Source organism: Pseudoalteromonas sp. Angola-30, from assembly GCF_028599215.1.
Classification (GTDB): domain Bacteria; phylum Pseudomonadota; class Gammaproteobacteria; order Enterobacterales; family Alteromonadaceae; genus Pseudoalteromonas; species Pseudoalteromonas atlantica.
Genome location: NZ_JAQREI010000004.1, coordinates 136,541 through 151,059, shown reverse-complemented (window position 1 = coordinate 151,059; position 14,519 = coordinate 136,541). Strand labels below are relative to the sequence as shown.

The following is a 14,519-nucleotide window of genomic DNA, read 5'->3' as shown; positions in this document are numbered from 1 at the left end:
ATATAAATTTAGTATCACTAAACTAAGGTAATTCTACCTTAGCCTCTAAGTTCATTCAACCTAGTTCGCAATACCTGTATTTTAATTTTAAACAACAAAACATTATCTAACCAGTTAATAACTACAAATAAACAAATGCAAACGCGTGTAAACTTTATTAAGCATAACCGTTTAATTAAACAAACAAGCTTTTAAATGAATGCCATATTCCTAAAGAGAAATCATCAAATAGATTAATACCTAAAGCAGATTTAATTAGGTACAAAATTAAAGCCATTACAATAATAAATATAAGAGTTAATATACTGATGAAAACTACTTGAAAGATCCACGCAACCTTTTTTTCGTTTTCATTAAGTTCACGTCTATTTCTACCGGCTAAAAAAACAAAGTAATACCTATATTTAAAAAACTTAACCACACCTCTAGAGTCTATGGAATGGCGTCCCCATTGCCTAGCTCCTATAGCAATTTTTAGATGAACTAATTGTTCTTCAGTAAAGCTTTCTTGTACTTCCTCAGGCATTCTGTTCAGTAAACTGCGTACAGCAGGATCACTTGTTATTTTAGCCATAGTATCAACTCCCGACTATCCGTTTATTATGCGATACGTGAAGAAATTGACTTTAAAGTAAGTTCACATAATTTCTTTGCTTTAGCTAAAGTTGTACTTTCTGTATAGCAACGTAGCTCTGGCGCATTTCCGGATGGCCTTAAGTGAACAACATCTTCATTGCTAAAAGTTAGGCGTAAACCATCTGTATCATCGTGTGAATCTAAATGTAAAAACTCTAGATTTAATTCCTCAACTAATTTATTAGGGTTTAATTTACCATTTTCAATAATTGAATTACTTACTGGTCTCTCTATATTCTTCAATCTATCACTAAACGTAACTCGTGAAGGCAATCCATTATATAATTCAGATAGTGGTAAGCTCTCAGCTAATTTAAGCACAGCTAATACTGGTAATAGAGCATCCCGTGTAGGTAAAGCTAATAGTTCATTTCCTTCAATATAAATAGATGAAGCAAGTAAAAAACCACCATTCGCCTCAAAGCCTGCTACGGCGTTAAATTTAGTGGTGAGCCCACTAAATGCCGCTATAACATATGGTGAGCCAATTTTAGTGCGTTCCACCTTTTTAAAAAAGTGTGATTGCTCAATACTAGTGGTACAACTTACAGGAACTGCCAAAGCCTCTACACCTAGACTTTTGGCTGCTAACATACATAAAATATCACCTGTAAAGTACACACCATTTTCATCAGCTAAAAGAGGGCGATCTCCATCACCATCCGTAGAAAAAATAGCATCTAAATTAAATTCTGCTGCCCATTTTTTTGCTTGCTCTCTATCAGATTCAGCTACAGCTTCTGTATCTATTGGCACAAATTCGTCGCTATAACCAAGGCAAACCACCTCAGCGCCTAACGCACTAAATAACTGAGGATATAACTTTCTGCCGGCGCTTGAATGCTGATAAATGCCAATCCTCTTATTACTCAATAAATTGCTTGAGAAAACATGTAAGTATCGAGCTATATAACTATCAAAAGCAGAACTATCAACTAAGGGCAGTGGTTGCAATTCAATTTTATCAACTTGGGTTGAACATGTTGTTATTGCAACTTCATCTTGTTTGGTTATTTCGCCCTGCTTTGTATAAAATTTAAGCCCATTCCTATCAAAAGGAATGTGACTACCTGTTACCATTATTGCAGGTATTTTTGCGCACTGAGCTGTAAAAGCTAGTGCAGGTGTTGGCAAAACCCCATAATATTCTACCTCAACACCTGCTGATTTGGCTGCACTTATACAAGCTCCCGCCATTGCTGAACTACTAGGGCGATTATCTATAGCAATAGCTATGCGTTTAACGTCATCTTGCGTATTTATGAAAGCCAGAGTGAATGCAAAACAGACCTCATTAGTAAAGCTTGTAACTAAACCCCTAGCGCCTGATGTACCAAATTCAATCCCGCTTTGTTTAATAATTGTAGAACTATCCATTATACCCTCTTAACCTAAATACTATTTCTTGTATGTTAAGAACGACCATAGCGGTCTTCAAAACGGACAATATCATCTTCACCTAAGTAAGAGCCGGATTGAACTTCAATTAATTCTAAATCGACCTTCCCTGGGTTTTCTAATGCATGAACAGATGTAATAGGAATATATACAGACTCATTTTCAGTTAGGTACTGCTCCGTACCATCCAAGTGAACCTTTGCAGTACCAGAAACTACAATCCAGTGTTCAGCTCTATGATGATGCATTTGTACTGATAATTTAGCGCCAGGCTTTACCGTAATACGTTTAACCTGAAAACGTTCTCCACAATCTACAGAGTCGTATTTACCCCAAGGTCTAAAAACTTCACGATGAAATGTAACCTCAGATCTGTTTTCATTTTTTAACTTATTGACTATTTCTTTAACTTTTTGAGATTCATTTTTATGAGCCACTAAAACTGCGTCTTTAGTATTAATAATAACTAAGTCTTCAACACCTACAGTAGCTACTAATTTCTCATCAGCAAATACTAAAGTGTTTGTTGTATCTACAGCTTTTACATCGCCATTGAATGCATTGCCATTTTCATCTTGGTCAGAAACTTCCCATAAAGCGGCAAACCCGCCCACATCACTCCAACCCGCATCCATTGGAACGACCACAGCGTCTTTAGTTTTCTCCATTACGGCATAATCAATGGATTCATCAGGGCACGATTCAAATGCTTTTTTATCTACACGAACGAAGTCCATATCATCGTTTTGTACCTGCATAGCTTGTTCACATGCGCTATAAATGTCCGGTCTAAATGCCTTTAACTCATTTAAATATCGGCTGGCTTTAAATAAAAACATGCCGCTATTCCAGTAATACTCACCACTTTCTATATAAGCTTCAGCAGTAGCTAAATCTGGTTTTTCAACAAAACTATCAACAACAAAACCGGTTTGGTGGGGAGCACCTCGTTTAATATAACCATATCCTGTTTCAGGTTTGTTACCTGTAATACCAAATGTAACTAGCTTACCTTGCTTAGCAAGTATCGATGCCTGCTCTACACTTGCTTGAAAAGCTGAAATATCTTCTATAACGTGATCAGCGGCCAAAACAAGCAATAGAGGGTCCTCATTGTTTTCAACTGCTTTAAAAGCAGCCAAAGCTATAGCAGGAGCAGTATTGCGCCCTACTGGCTCTAAAAAAATCCCTGAGTGTTCTACGCCTAACTGACGAACTTGCTCTGCAGCAATAAATCTATGCTCTTCGTTACAGATAAGCATTGCAGGAGAATGACTTATCCCATCTAAACGGGCAAGTGTGTCTTGTAACATAGTTTTATCACCATTTAATGATAAAAATTGCTTAGGGTAGTTCCCGCGAGAAAGTGGCCATAAACGTGTGCCTGAGCCTCCTGCCATTATTATAGGTAAAATCATCTTAGTCCTTATTTGACGGTCTTACTTCTAGCAGACCTAATCTTGAAATAGTTAAAAATAGTAAAGTAACAATGGTAAAAAATATTAGGCTTGTAATTAAACAATTTAAAAAGGCATCAAAGTAATCTTTACCCAATGCATCACTTAAAGTCGCATTGTTCAGCAAGTTTAAGTAGCAAGTTATAATTAGAGTCGTGAGAATTAAAAATTGTTTAATAGGGTAACTTTTAAATAAATACTTATGAAGCACATAAAAACATTGTAAATAATTTAATGTAAAAGAGACTGCTAAAAATGTACATAGGGTAAGCAAATCGCCAGAAAGAACACCTAGTACAATAGCGCAAACATTTGCTGAGGATGAAAAAAGACCACAATAAAACATTTCTTTTGTTGCCCCAAAAGCTTGAAATATACCACCAGTAGCACTTAATACCATTTGTAATGGTATGGTAACAGACAAAACTTTTAAGATATAAACTGTACTTTCCCACTGTGGGCCAAAAAGTATTAATACTATATCTGCAGCAGACCAATACAATACCATAGAGGTAAAAAGCCCTAGGCAGGCTAGTTTAATAGCTATACGGTAAAACTCCTTCATTACAATAAAAGGATTATCCTTGTGCTCCGTCAAAATGGGCTGTAAAGCGGGTGTAATAGCAAAGGTAAATAACTGCAATGGATAACGCATTACCTGATAAGATTTTTCGTAAAACCCTACGGCAACCGCACCAAAATATTTCGTTATAAGTATGGTATCTAAGTTACGAGAAAAAAAGTTAAGAATATTAAATGCCAACTGGTACTTAGCTACTGCAAACAATGTACATATCGCTTTTATATCTTTCCCAAAATGAGCTTTGCCAATTGAAGATTTTGTAGAAGAAAAATGATAAAAAACAAACCTTATAACAGGTACAACCATTAGCTTACTAACTAAGCCTAAAGCCCCAAATCCTTGGTAATACATAACCACAGCCACAGCTAATGATAGCAATTCAGCTAATATTTCAGCTCTTGCAATTAATAAAAACTGTGTATCTTTTTGCAAGCTAGCTAATGGGAGCATTGATAACGCAGAAAACAAAATATTAAACGCCAAAACTAGATTAATATAGGATAAATTTTCAATTTCTAACCAGCCCATTAGATAGGGCGTAAAAATATAAAAAAGTAAAGCTCCAACAGTACCTATAATAAAGCTAGCAGTGAAAATACCATCGCGCTGGTCAATTGAAATGCTCTTGGCATATATTACCGCAGGGCCTAGGCCTGAAGTAGCAATCAACTGAAAAAATAAGATTAATACTGTTACAGCCGCTAAAACACCAAACATTTGAGGAGTATAAAGCCTTGATAATATAGCTAAAGAAATTATCTGAAAAATATATAAACTATATTTCCCTGCTAAACTTTTTAGTATCGCCTGATTTAACTTATTGCTCAAATTACTCATAAATTATGACTTAAGCTCAAAAAGTACGTTCTTTAATTCATTAGCCATTTTATAGTTTGTTGTATCGACAGGCGATGTAACAATCTTTCTATCAAGCAATTCACTCAATGTAATTGTAGGCATATCTTGTTCAGGCATTAGTACTGTAAAAATTTTACTGCTAATTTCATTTGCTATCTGCAACTGATGGTCGTCTGAAAATTCATTAAACTTACTTACTCTCGGTACAAACAGCACCTTTTTTTGATACGCAAGCATCTGATTAATACTACCAATACCACAGTGGCTAATCACCAAGCTGGCGCTTTTTACTAGTTGTTCCATCTCAGAACGAGTGATCATATCAACAACTTTACCATTTGCAGGTGAGTGCTTTAATCTATTGTGCCCAGCCTGAATAACCCAACGCACTTGGTCATTATTGTACAAAGGTTGCTTGTAAAGCATTTCGAACAAACGATCAAAGTCGTACTGACTTGTACCTACGGTTACCAAAATAATTGGCCTGCCTTCAACCGCTTCGGTTACTGGTTTATAATTATTTTCAGATAATATATCAAAGCACTTACCTATATACTTAGTATTACTTTTAGACGCTACATTCTTCCATTGACTATAAAACTCATCATACAAGTTATATTTTTTTATTAACTTGCCAGTATTAGAAAGTTCGACAACTCGAGATAAAGTATCTAAGTATATAAACTTTAAAGAAAAAACTTTACAAACCAATGCAAAAGGTAACGCGATAGGCCCCCCAGTACTAAATACAGCAGCAGGCCTTTCTTTCAATAAAACATACAGAGCAAAAAAAACATTAAAAATATGTATAAAAGTATTTTTTTGCGTGTCTATAATCTTATATATTTTTGAAATATTATCTTTTTTAATATTTACTTTATTTGAAACAAGTACTATTTCATCACACTGGCTTGTAGCACACATAGCTTGTGTTAAGTGCCCACCCGCTGAAGCTATAACTAAAACTTTTTTATTCATGACAATCCTTTAACCATACTATTATTAATCAGCCACATAATTGTTACGCCCGAAGAAAATGGTGCGATCCAGAAGCGAAGTAGTTACCTATAGAGGCTCAAACACACAAAAAGTTTGAGGTAGAGCTAATTAAGTATATAAATCAATTATTACAGATTTAAATTTATCACCCTCAGAAAAAACAAGCTTTAGAGGGAGGGGGGGAGATTTCATAATTATAAAGCTCCTTGCTTATACTTATACAGTTTTTTTTGAAGTTCCCCTGGGAGTTTTTCAAAAAAATAATAAGAAAGAAAAGATAAAAACAATGTAAGTAAAAGACTTAAAATAAAAGAGTAAACAATACCTGTGAAACTATAAGCACTATTTCGCATAAAATTAAATACTAAAGCCAGCGCTAACATATGTAGTAGATAACAAGAGTAACTAATCTTGCCAAAAAAATTTAAAAAAGAGTTAGAAAACCTAATTTTATAAATAAAAGCTACAAAAAGCACAACACCAAAAAAATATGGAAAAAACCAACGTACCCATCCTTCTTTGTAATACATTATTTGTGCTAGGTACAAACATATAAAATAAACACAGCATATAATTGCTAAATTTTTTAAATTAAAACCTTCACTTTCAAAGTGAGAGCGGATAATTGACCCAAGCACCATAGTAGCAAGGCCTAGTGGCATTACTATAGGTACCCGAACACCGTAATTAAATCGTAAAAACGCAAAAAGCACGGCAACTAAACAAAAGGCAAATAAAACAAAGGACCTTACCTTTAAGCATTTAAGATAACCAAGATAATATAATGCTGCAGTACCCATATAAAATACTACTAGTAAATGAAGCGTCCAATACGCACCTTGAACACTTTCATACCCTAGATACTTTGGAATCATGGTAAAGTTAGCTACTACCTGCTCTAAAGAGTCAATATTAATACCAACCCCATATGCAACAATTAAAGCAACAAATATAGAAAACCAAAATGCTGGGTACAACCTAAAAGCTATACGTTTTAAAAATTGTCTTATGACAAAATTACCCTGTTTACTCTGTAGGCTAAAAGGTACAACAAACCCTGTAATTAAAAAAAATACAATTACACCAACTCGCCCTAATTCAAATGAATTAACAAAACCCGTTATACCAGAGAAATAAATAGTGGAATTGTTATGCTTTACATACATATCCAAAAAGTGGCCTATTAACACTAATAGTGCAGCGCAGCCTCTTAAATTTTGTAAAAACTCCATTTTACCTTTCATAGGAACTCCTTTTCTAACTCGGTGATGCTTCTTAAAACGTGTGTATAATTTTCAGAAATTTTTTCTTCTGTAAATTTCTTTAGGTAGTGGCTATCTAATATTAATTCCACCCCTTTTTTTATCGATGAATATTCGTTTTCAAACTTAAAAAGAGACTTTTCAATGTTATCAACGTCGTTATCTGGTATTTTAACCCCCGCATTTACGCATTCCAAATGTCCGTCTATTCCAGTATTTTCTAAATACAGAATAGGACACCCACTAGCTAGCGATTCTACATAAGTCATTCCAAAAGTTTCATTTTTAGATGGTAGTAAAAAGGCTCTTGATTGCTTTAGTATTTTCAATACATCTTTTTGACTTATAGAACCTGTCAAACTGACTTCATTCGCTAGAGATAAACCGTTAATGAGCTTCTTTACTTTTTCAACATATTCGTTATCACCACTACCTATAACAGTTAAATTTAGAGCTACTCCTCCATCTTTTAATTTTTTTATTGCGGTTAGCAGTTGCTCAAGCCCTTTTCTTTTATATTGATGAAAGCTTAAAATAGTTACGTAGCCCTGCCTAGAGCATACATCAATAGAATTAGAAGTATGTAAGCTAAACTGACAAATATTAGGTAAATCTAACGTAGTTGGGTGCTTATATCTAAGTTCACTCTCGACAAATCCTTTACACCAAGGGCTTACATAAAAAATCACCTTTGAGTTTCTATAAATTTTAGAAAATATACTCTTACAATCAGGCAACCTTTTTATATTGTGTGTATCGGACCCCCCCCTAACAGATAAAACATACGGTACTTTCAATTTATTGGCTAGATAATAGGTAAACATTCCTTCTGTGGTAAGTTTATGGCCATGCACTAAACTAAACTTATTTTTTTTAATAAAGTAAAATAGAATTAAAGACCAAATATAAATTATGGGCCTATAAACGAATGGTACTGGTAATGCCCAATAAATAACTGATAGACCCTGATCAAACTTTTTTATAGAAACTTTAAAAGGGTTTGAGGTTCTATTAATAGAAAGTACATAATGCTCTAAACTTGGCTCGAATTTTTTTACCCCATCTAGCAAGTTTGATACTGCTAATGTAGATGGGTAATTTCTTCCATCGGGGTAATCTTGATGAACATGCAATATCTTCATTACAAATCCAACATCGCTTTTTCTATCAAGCTTTTTACATTCATCTTAAAAGCTGAACAGGAAAACTTTTCTGCGTTTAGCCTGACTTCTTCTGCTGAAAATTGCTCTATCTGTGATTCGAATTGAGTTACAGCCTCAATAATACAGCTCGCTGTCTGTTCCTTAAAGTGGATACCACTCACGTTGTTTTTAACAGTTTCCAAGCATCCACCCTTTCCAAAAGCAATTACAGGGGTACCACAAGCTTGTGCTTCCACAGGTATAATTCCAAAGTCTTCCTCTGCTGCGAATACAAAAGCCTTTGCTTTTTGCATGTTGTGTAACATGACTTCATCAGATTGATAGCCCAGCAATTCGATATTTTCTGCATCGCCTACAATTTCTTTAATTTTTTGCATTTGTGGACCATCGCCAATTATTTTTAATTTTTTTGATGGCATTTTAACGAAAGCTTCTGCAATTAAATCTAAGCGCTTATAAGGTACTAAACGCGAAGCCGCTAAATAAAAATCCTCTTTATTTGTTTCTATCGTAAACTTTTTAATATCTACAGGGGGGTAAATAACATCAGCCTCTCTTCTGTAGCATTTATTAATACGCTTTTTTATAAAGGATGAATTGGCAACAAATTTATCAACGCCATTCGCTGTTCTCACATCCCAAATTCTAAATTTATGCAAAAAATAACGTGCAATAATAGACTTAACACCACTACTCATACCACTTTCTCTTAGATATTGCTCTTGCATATCCCACGCATAGCGAGCTGGAGAGTGGCAATAACTAAGGTGTAGCTGTTCAGGCCCGGTAATAACACCTTTTGCAGCAGAGTAACTAGAAGAGATAACTAAGTCATAACCCGATAAGTCAAACTGCTCAATAGCAATTGGAAACAAAGGAAAATAGTTCCTATACTTTTTTTGAGCAAACGGCAGACGCTGAATAAATGACGTTGTTACATTAGTATTGCCAAGCCAATTTCTATCTTCTTCAGGTAAAAAGTCAACTAAGGTATACACGTTTGCTTGTGGGTATATATCTATTAACTCCTTTAGAACTTTTTCAGCTCCACCGTTTACGACTAACCAATCATGTATTATTGCAACTTTCATTTTAATCCTTTAGTTTTAAAATTATCTCTGGTTGTTATAACAGTTATAAGTAAAGTAACAAGAGATAAGAAAATTATTAGCTCACCTATAGCTGTTCGCTCATCCAAAACTATAAAAGCGATAGGACCTGCTAGAAACAAAAAATAATGCCCTACGTAAGCTAAAAGTGAGTTTCTGCCTAATAACGGTAATAAACGATTATTTATAATTGGTAGAAGGTTTTTATACTTCAAAACACAAACAAAAATCGTTAATAATATTGCTTCACCTGAGTATAAAACCATATACAAGATTTGAGGTGGTGACTTCAGTTTTGCTGTAGCTAATGCAACAACTACATCTTCATATAACCCAAACAACAAAATGAGACTAATTATAAATAACGTAGAACCAATTAATAAAAAAGTTTTCACACGTTGATAATCGCTATTCAAAGAAGAGTACAAAGTATATAAATACATTGAAACCATTGCTAAAGAGAAAAAGGGGAAGAATGCATATACATCGAAAAATAGAAACCTAAATAATAAACCATTATCAGAGCTACTAAAGTTATAACCGATAGTATAACTAATTATATATAAAGAGAATGCACTGAATAAAAATATAGAACTCTTTACTTTATTAATAAGCAGCATTGCTAACGGAGCAAGTAATATAGCAAAAAAATAAAAAGTTAAGATTTCTCCTGATTGTGAAAAGTTTTTGTATAAGAGCACATCAACTAGATCTGTTTTATAGTTCCCATATCTAAACACAGCAGTTACAGCAATAATTTCTCTTGCTATAAACACCAACAATAAGTTTTTTCTTAACCTCTTTAGTATAACTAAAACATCTCTGAAGCTATTAATTTTTGTTTTATATGCAACTGCAAAAGTAAACCCAAAAATCATTATAAAGTATGGCGTTGCAACTCTCAGAAAAGCTTTTACTAGATTCATAGCTTCATAAGATATAAAACCACGGGTTTCCAATGCACCCACGTAATGAACAAGTATTAACAAAACAATTGCTAAACCTCTGGATGTATCTAACCATGTTATTCTATTCACTTATTTTTACCTTTTTAACCAAAGAGAAGGCTACTACCATCAAAAACAGCATCCAAATAACCGTATTGTCTCTATAAAATGATGCCTCAGTAATATTGTGCAAAATAATTATTGTTATCGCAGCATTCCCCACTCGTCCCTTAATATTTCTAGCTATAAAAGCAAATAATAAAGTGACCAAAATAGATAGCAAGCCAAATTGAATAAGTAAGTCCAGGTAGCCATTATGTGAAGAAGTTATATACCTAAGAAAACTATGAGAGTCATCAAAAAAATATGGAATTTCTGGAGTACCAAAATAACTTGCATATCCATAACCTAAAAATATATTTTTATAAAAGTTTAAATCATAGTAGATAGTATCCCATATATACCCCCTACCAGTAATAAATTCAGGCTCTACATAAAGCCCTATATGCATATAAGAATTTGCATAATAGGTCACACATGGAACAACTATAAAAATAAAAGCAATTAAAGATAATAGTGAAAAATTAATTATTCTTATATATTTTTGTTTTATTTGAATAAATATAAAAAAAATAATGAGCAATAATAAACATGTCTTGCTTTGAGTTAGAATTACTAATGCCAATAAAGTAGAAAAAATAACAAATCTATTTTTATCTGACTTAGTATTGCAAAAATAAGTGTACAAAATAAAAATAACTACTAAGTTCATACCTAATATGTTTTTACCTTTCTCATATCCGGCTAACGAGAGATCAGCTGTTAATCCCCAGCCCATTATTAAAGTCAACAGAATAAGAAATAACATGTAATAGAGGCATAACTCTATACAATGAGCAACATTTTTTTTCTTGTAACTAAAATAAAAAGAAAGTATACACACAGTTATAAAAATCAGCTGAAAAAAAGTACGTTTGAATACGTAACTTGGAAATGATGACCAAAGCATTGAAACAAATGAAATAGATATAACCAAACTAAATGCTATTACAGCATTATTAAAATATCTTTTTATAAATATTCTACTTTTATCAAAATAAAAATTTAGAAGATAAAAGAAAAATAGTGAAATCCAAAAAAGCTGCTTGAACATATTGCTTCCGGACTTACTATCTATACGATTAGTTAAATCTAAGTCCATCATTCCTACTTTAGGGTATAGCGCGGGAGAAAAACCACCAAAACAAAAAATAAGGACTAATAAAAAACCGTACTTACTAATAAAATCAAGACAACTATTCACAATTATTTCCATATAGCTCAACCTTTTTAAGGTCAAAGAAATAAGAAACCTTTCCAAAATTATCAAGCATTTTTAATAGTGGTTTAAAATAAATTTTCTTACCAAAAGGTAGGTTAATAATAACCAAAGTAGAAAAAGTTACTATTTTAAGGATGGATTTTATAATAAATATCGATTTATCTTTTAAGCTTATATTATTCCCAAATCTATATCGTGAGAATGTTTGACCTATTCTTATTGCTTTTTTTATTAAAAACTTTTCATTTAATCGTTCAATCTCTACTTCTTCACTAACAAAAGCTTCATTACATATAATGAGATTATAGTTTTGTTTGTAGAGCCTATAAAACAAATCAGCGTCTTCTCCACCCGTGGAGCCATACTCTAAATCGAAAGTAAACCCGGTTTCAATTAATGCACTTCGCCGTGTTAACGTACAACCGGTACCACCACTGCTTACTTTAGTACCAGTTTCATATTGAGCTCTATCAAAATATCCCCCATCTGAAATCCATTCAGGGCAGCTTTTTACATAAATAGAATTAATTCGCCCAAAAACAACGCTAGCATCATGTTTTTCAGCGGCTGCCAATAGATGCATTAACCAAAACTTATCTGCGACTTCATCATCATCTATCGAAGCTATATACTCACCCTTTGCAGCTTTTAAATATTCATTTCTTGCTACAGATATATTTTTATAAGGTTGGCTTATATATTTAATTGGATACTTAAAGCCATTTTTACTATCGGCAACAATTTTTTCTGCTGAGCGCTCTGCATCATTATCTACAACAATAACTTCTAGTGTTATATTTTTTGGCAATACTAATTCATTAATACTCTCTAAGGTTTTATATAAGTGGATACGCTTATAAGTACACATACAAACAGAAACCAACATAAATCACACTTCCTATTTCTCTATTGATAACATACTTATTAAATCAATTAACTTTAATGAGTAATTCACTAACTCTTCTAGTAAACTCTTCGCCCATGTGTTTTGACTGCATAGCATATTCGACGTTTGCCATCATATAGCCTAATTTAGAACCGCAGTCATGTGATTTACCCACCAAATGGTAAGCTTCTAGTGTTTCTAAGTGGCGTAACTGAAGTAAAGCATCAGTAAGCTGTATCTCGTCGCCCGCACCTGGAGGCGTGTATTCGAGCAAATCCCAGATAGTTGGAGACACAACATAGCGCCCTGTTATGGCTAAGTTGCTTGGCGCTTCATCGTTATTTGGCTTTTCGACCATATTTTTAATAGCCGCATTTTCGCCGGCATTTATATTTTTACCGGCTAAATCTACTACACCATATTGATGCACCTGCTCTTGCGGCACGGGCTCTACCATCACCTGGTTATGACCTGTTTTATCAAAGCGTTCGATCATTTGGCTTAAATTGTCGGTTTTTGGATTTGACTTATATTTGTCGATTATTACGTCGGGTAACATTACGGCAAACGGGTTATTGCCGACTATAGGCCGCGCTGCAAGTACTGCATGCCCTAAACCAAGGGGCGCAGATTGACGAACAGAAATAACAGTTACGTCTTTTGGTACTATTGAGCGTACTTCTTCTAACAAGCTACGCTTAACGCGTGCTTCTAACGTGGCTTCCAGCTCAAAGCTAGTATCAAAGTGATTTTCTATTGAATTTTTAGAGGCGTGAGTAACCAGTACGATTTCTTTAATACCTGCCGCAACGGCTTCGTTAACTACATATTGGATAAGAGGCTTGTCTACCAGAGGTAGCATTTCTTTAGGGATGGCTTTTGTAGCCGGCAACATACGTGTACCAAGGCCAGCAACAGGTAATACAGCTTTTAAAACTTTCACTCTAAATCCTTTTTTTATCTAGTAAAACACGTAAAAAAGAACAAGCAAAAGCCTAATTCCGTCTAGCGTACTTCACATACCGTGTGAGGTTATTATTATACACACCACAACAATGTACTCAATAAAAAAAGCGTCCTTTAATATTGTTTTTTTGTTAAATTTATGTTGCACCAAGTTAGCCTGTAGCGCACTGTTTTAGTGATTCTCATGCTTTTATGTGATCTACCTTTTTAATGCTAACAATACTATACTAGGCTTGTTTTATTATTAGGGAATACTTGATTAAAGGAACGTGTGTGCGTTTAGGGCTTTGCATAGTATTAGTGATTTCGTTTTTTGTATGCGCGCAAGATATGCTTATGTATTTACGCAACAGCGATATAATTGCTCGTGCGCAAAAACAATATGGCAGTGAAGGCCATACACGTATAAAAAATTGGTTAAATTTTATAGATGAATCTGCAGATAAAAGTGAATGGCAAAAAATTCATTTAGTTAATGATTTTTTTAATAAACATATTAAGTATAAAAGCGACGAAGACCTATGGCATCAAAAAGACTATTGGGCGACCCCGCTCGAAAGTTTGGGTATTGGCATGGGCGATTGTGAAGACTACGTAATTGCCAAATATTTTACTTTAATGGCATTGGGCGTGCCTGAGGATAAAATACGATTAATGTATGTTAGGCAAAAAACGGTTAATCAACCTCATATGGTGCTTATATACATTGAAAACCCAAATCAAATTCCTTATGTTTTAGGTAACTTTAATACTAAACTACTGCCCGCCAACAAACGCCGCGATTTAACCCCTATTTATAGTTTTAATGGCCAAGGTTTGTGGTTAGCAAAATCGAAAGGCCTGGGTAATAAAGTAAAAAACAGCCGTGGTGTATCAGCTTGGAACACCATGCTAGAACGAATTGAACAAGGTGAGCTTGCTCCCATATAGAATA

Annotated in this window: 13 protein-coding genes; 1 reads left to right on the top strand and 12 read right to left on the bottom strand. The window is 34.0% G+C overall.

Going from position 1 to position 14,519, the window contains the following annotated elements; translation table 11 throughout:
* Window positions 1–175 precede the first annotated feature (175 nt).
* From PSH54_RS07800 to galU, 12 genes are all read right to left on the bottom strand, one after another.
* The gene (locus tag PSH54_RS07800; RefSeq protein WP_273605866.1) at window positions 176–574 is read right to left on the bottom strand and encodes a 3-phosphoshikimate 1-carboxyvinyltransferase; all 399 of its coding nucleotides are present in this window, start codon (window positions 572–574) and stop codon (window positions 176–178) included.
* A gap of 26 nt (window positions 575–600) precedes the next feature.
* Window positions 601–2,013, bottom strand: a complete 1,413-nt coding sequence (locus tag PSH54_RS07795; protein WP_337946981.1) for a phosphomannomutase — start codon at window positions 2,011–2,013, stop codon at window positions 601–603.
* A gap of 35 nt (window positions 2,014–2,048) precedes the next feature.
* Window positions 2,049–3,452: a mannose-1-phosphate guanylyltransferase/mannose-6-phosphate isomerase gene (locus PSH54_RS07790; protein ID WP_273605865.1), complete on the bottom strand. Its 1,404-nt coding sequence runs from the start codon at window positions 3,450–3,452 to the stop codon at window positions 2,049–2,051.
* Window position 3,453: 1 nt separating this feature from the next.
* The gene (locus PSH54_RS07785; RefSeq protein ID WP_273605864.1) at window positions 3,454–4,911 is read right to left on the bottom strand and encodes an oligosaccharide flippase family protein; all 1,458 of its coding nucleotides are present in this window, start codon (window positions 4,909–4,911) and stop codon (window positions 3,454–3,456) included.
* Window positions 4,912–4,914: 3 nt separating this feature from the next.
* Window positions 4,915–5,910 (bottom strand): glycosyltransferase, encoded by a 996-nt coding sequence (locus PSH54_RS07780; protein ID WP_273605863.1) that lies wholly within the window; start codon window positions 5,908–5,910, stop codon window positions 4,915–4,917.
* 215 nt (window positions 5,911–6,125) lie between these two features.
* On the bottom strand, window positions 6,126–7,175 hold the full coding sequence (locus PSH54_RS07775; protein ID WP_273605862.1) for an acyltransferase family protein: 1,050 nt from the start codon (window positions 7,173–7,175) through the stop codon (window positions 6,126–6,128).
* On the bottom strand, window positions 7,172–8,335 hold the full coding sequence (locus tag PSH54_RS07770; protein ID WP_273605861.1) for a glycosyltransferase: 1,164 nt from the start codon (window positions 8,333–8,335) through the stop codon (window positions 7,172–7,174). The genes PSH54_RS07775 and PSH54_RS07770 overlap by 4 nt, the downstream gene beginning before the upstream one ends.
* A complete protein-coding gene (locus PSH54_RS07765) occupies window positions 8,335–9,447 on the bottom strand; it encodes a glycosyltransferase family 4 protein (protein ID WP_273605860.1) in 1,113 nt (370 codons plus the stop codon). The genes PSH54_RS07770 and PSH54_RS07765 overlap by 1 nt, the downstream gene beginning before the upstream one ends.
* On the bottom strand, window positions 9,444–10,502 hold the full coding sequence (locus PSH54_RS07760; RefSeq protein WP_273605859.1) for an acyltransferase family protein: 1,059 nt from the start codon (window positions 10,500–10,502) through the stop codon (window positions 9,444–9,446). Before PSH54_RS07760 ends, PSH54_RS07765 begins: the two co-directional genes overlap by 4 nt.
* Window positions 10,495–11,727, bottom strand: a complete 1,233-nt coding sequence (locus PSH54_RS07755) for an O-antigen ligase family protein (RefSeq protein ID WP_273605858.1) — start codon at window positions 11,725–11,727, stop codon at window positions 10,495–10,497. The genes PSH54_RS07760 and PSH54_RS07755 overlap by 8 nt, the downstream gene beginning before the upstream one ends.
* Window positions 11,708–12,619, bottom strand: coding sequence for a glycosyltransferase (locus PSH54_RS07750; protein WP_273605857.1), 912 nt, complete (start codon window positions 12,617–12,619; stop codon window positions 11,708–11,710). Before PSH54_RS07750 ends, PSH54_RS07755 begins: the two co-directional genes overlap by 20 nt.
* Window positions 12,620–12,662: 43 nt before the next feature.
* Entirely contained in the window at window positions 12,663–13,562 is a 900-nt protein-coding gene (gene galU / locus PSH54_RS07745; protein ID WP_273605856.1) for a UTP--glucose-1-phosphate uridylyltransferase GalU, read from the bottom strand.
* 296 nt (window positions 13,563–13,858) lie between these two features.
* Between galU and PSH54_RS07740 the strand changes: the two genes are divergently transcribed.
* Entirely contained in the window at window positions 13,859–14,515 is a 657-nt protein-coding gene (locus tag PSH54_RS07740; protein WP_273605855.1) for a transglutaminase-like cysteine peptidase, read from the top strand.
* The last annotated feature ends 4 nt before the right edge of the window (window positions 14,516–14,519 follow it).

Coding starts and splice junctions, on each gene's coding strand:
- PSH54_RS07800 (WP_273605866.1), bottom strand. CDS start 574: ATGGCTAAAATAACAAGTGATCCTGCTGTACGCAGTTTACTGAACAGA.
- PSH54_RS07795 (WP_337946981.1), bottom strand. CDS start 2,013: ATGGATAGTTCTACAATTATTAAACAAAGCGGGATTGAATTTGGTACA.
- PSH54_RS07790 (WP_273605865.1), bottom strand. CDS start 3,452: ATGATTTTACCTATAATAATGGCAGGAGGCTCAGGCACACGTTTATGG.
- PSH54_RS07785 (WP_273605864.1), bottom strand. CDS start 4,911: ATGAGTAATTTGAGCAATAAGTTAAATCAGGCGATACTAAAAAGTTTA.
- PSH54_RS07780 (WP_273605863.1), bottom strand. CDS start 5,910: ATGAATAAAAAAGTTTTAGTTATAGCTTCAGCGGGTGGGCACTTAACA.
- PSH54_RS07775 (WP_273605862.1), bottom strand. CDS start 7,175: ATGAAAGGTAAAATGGAGTTTTTACAAAATTTAAGAGGCTGCGCTGCA.
- PSH54_RS07770 (WP_273605861.1), bottom strand. CDS start 8,335: ATGAAGATATTGCATGTTCATCAAGATTACCCCGATGGAAGAAATTAC.
- PSH54_RS07765 (WP_273605860.1), bottom strand. CDS start 9,447: ATGAAAGTTGCAATAATACATGATTGGTTAGTCGTAAACGGTGGAGCT.
- PSH54_RS07755 (WP_273605858.1), bottom strand. CDS start 11,727: ATGGAAATAATTGTGAATAGTTGTCTTGATTTTATTAGTAAGTACGGT.
- PSH54_RS07750 (WP_273605857.1), bottom strand. CDS start 12,619: ATGTTGGTTTCTGTTTGTATGTGTACTTATAAGCGTATCCACTTATAT.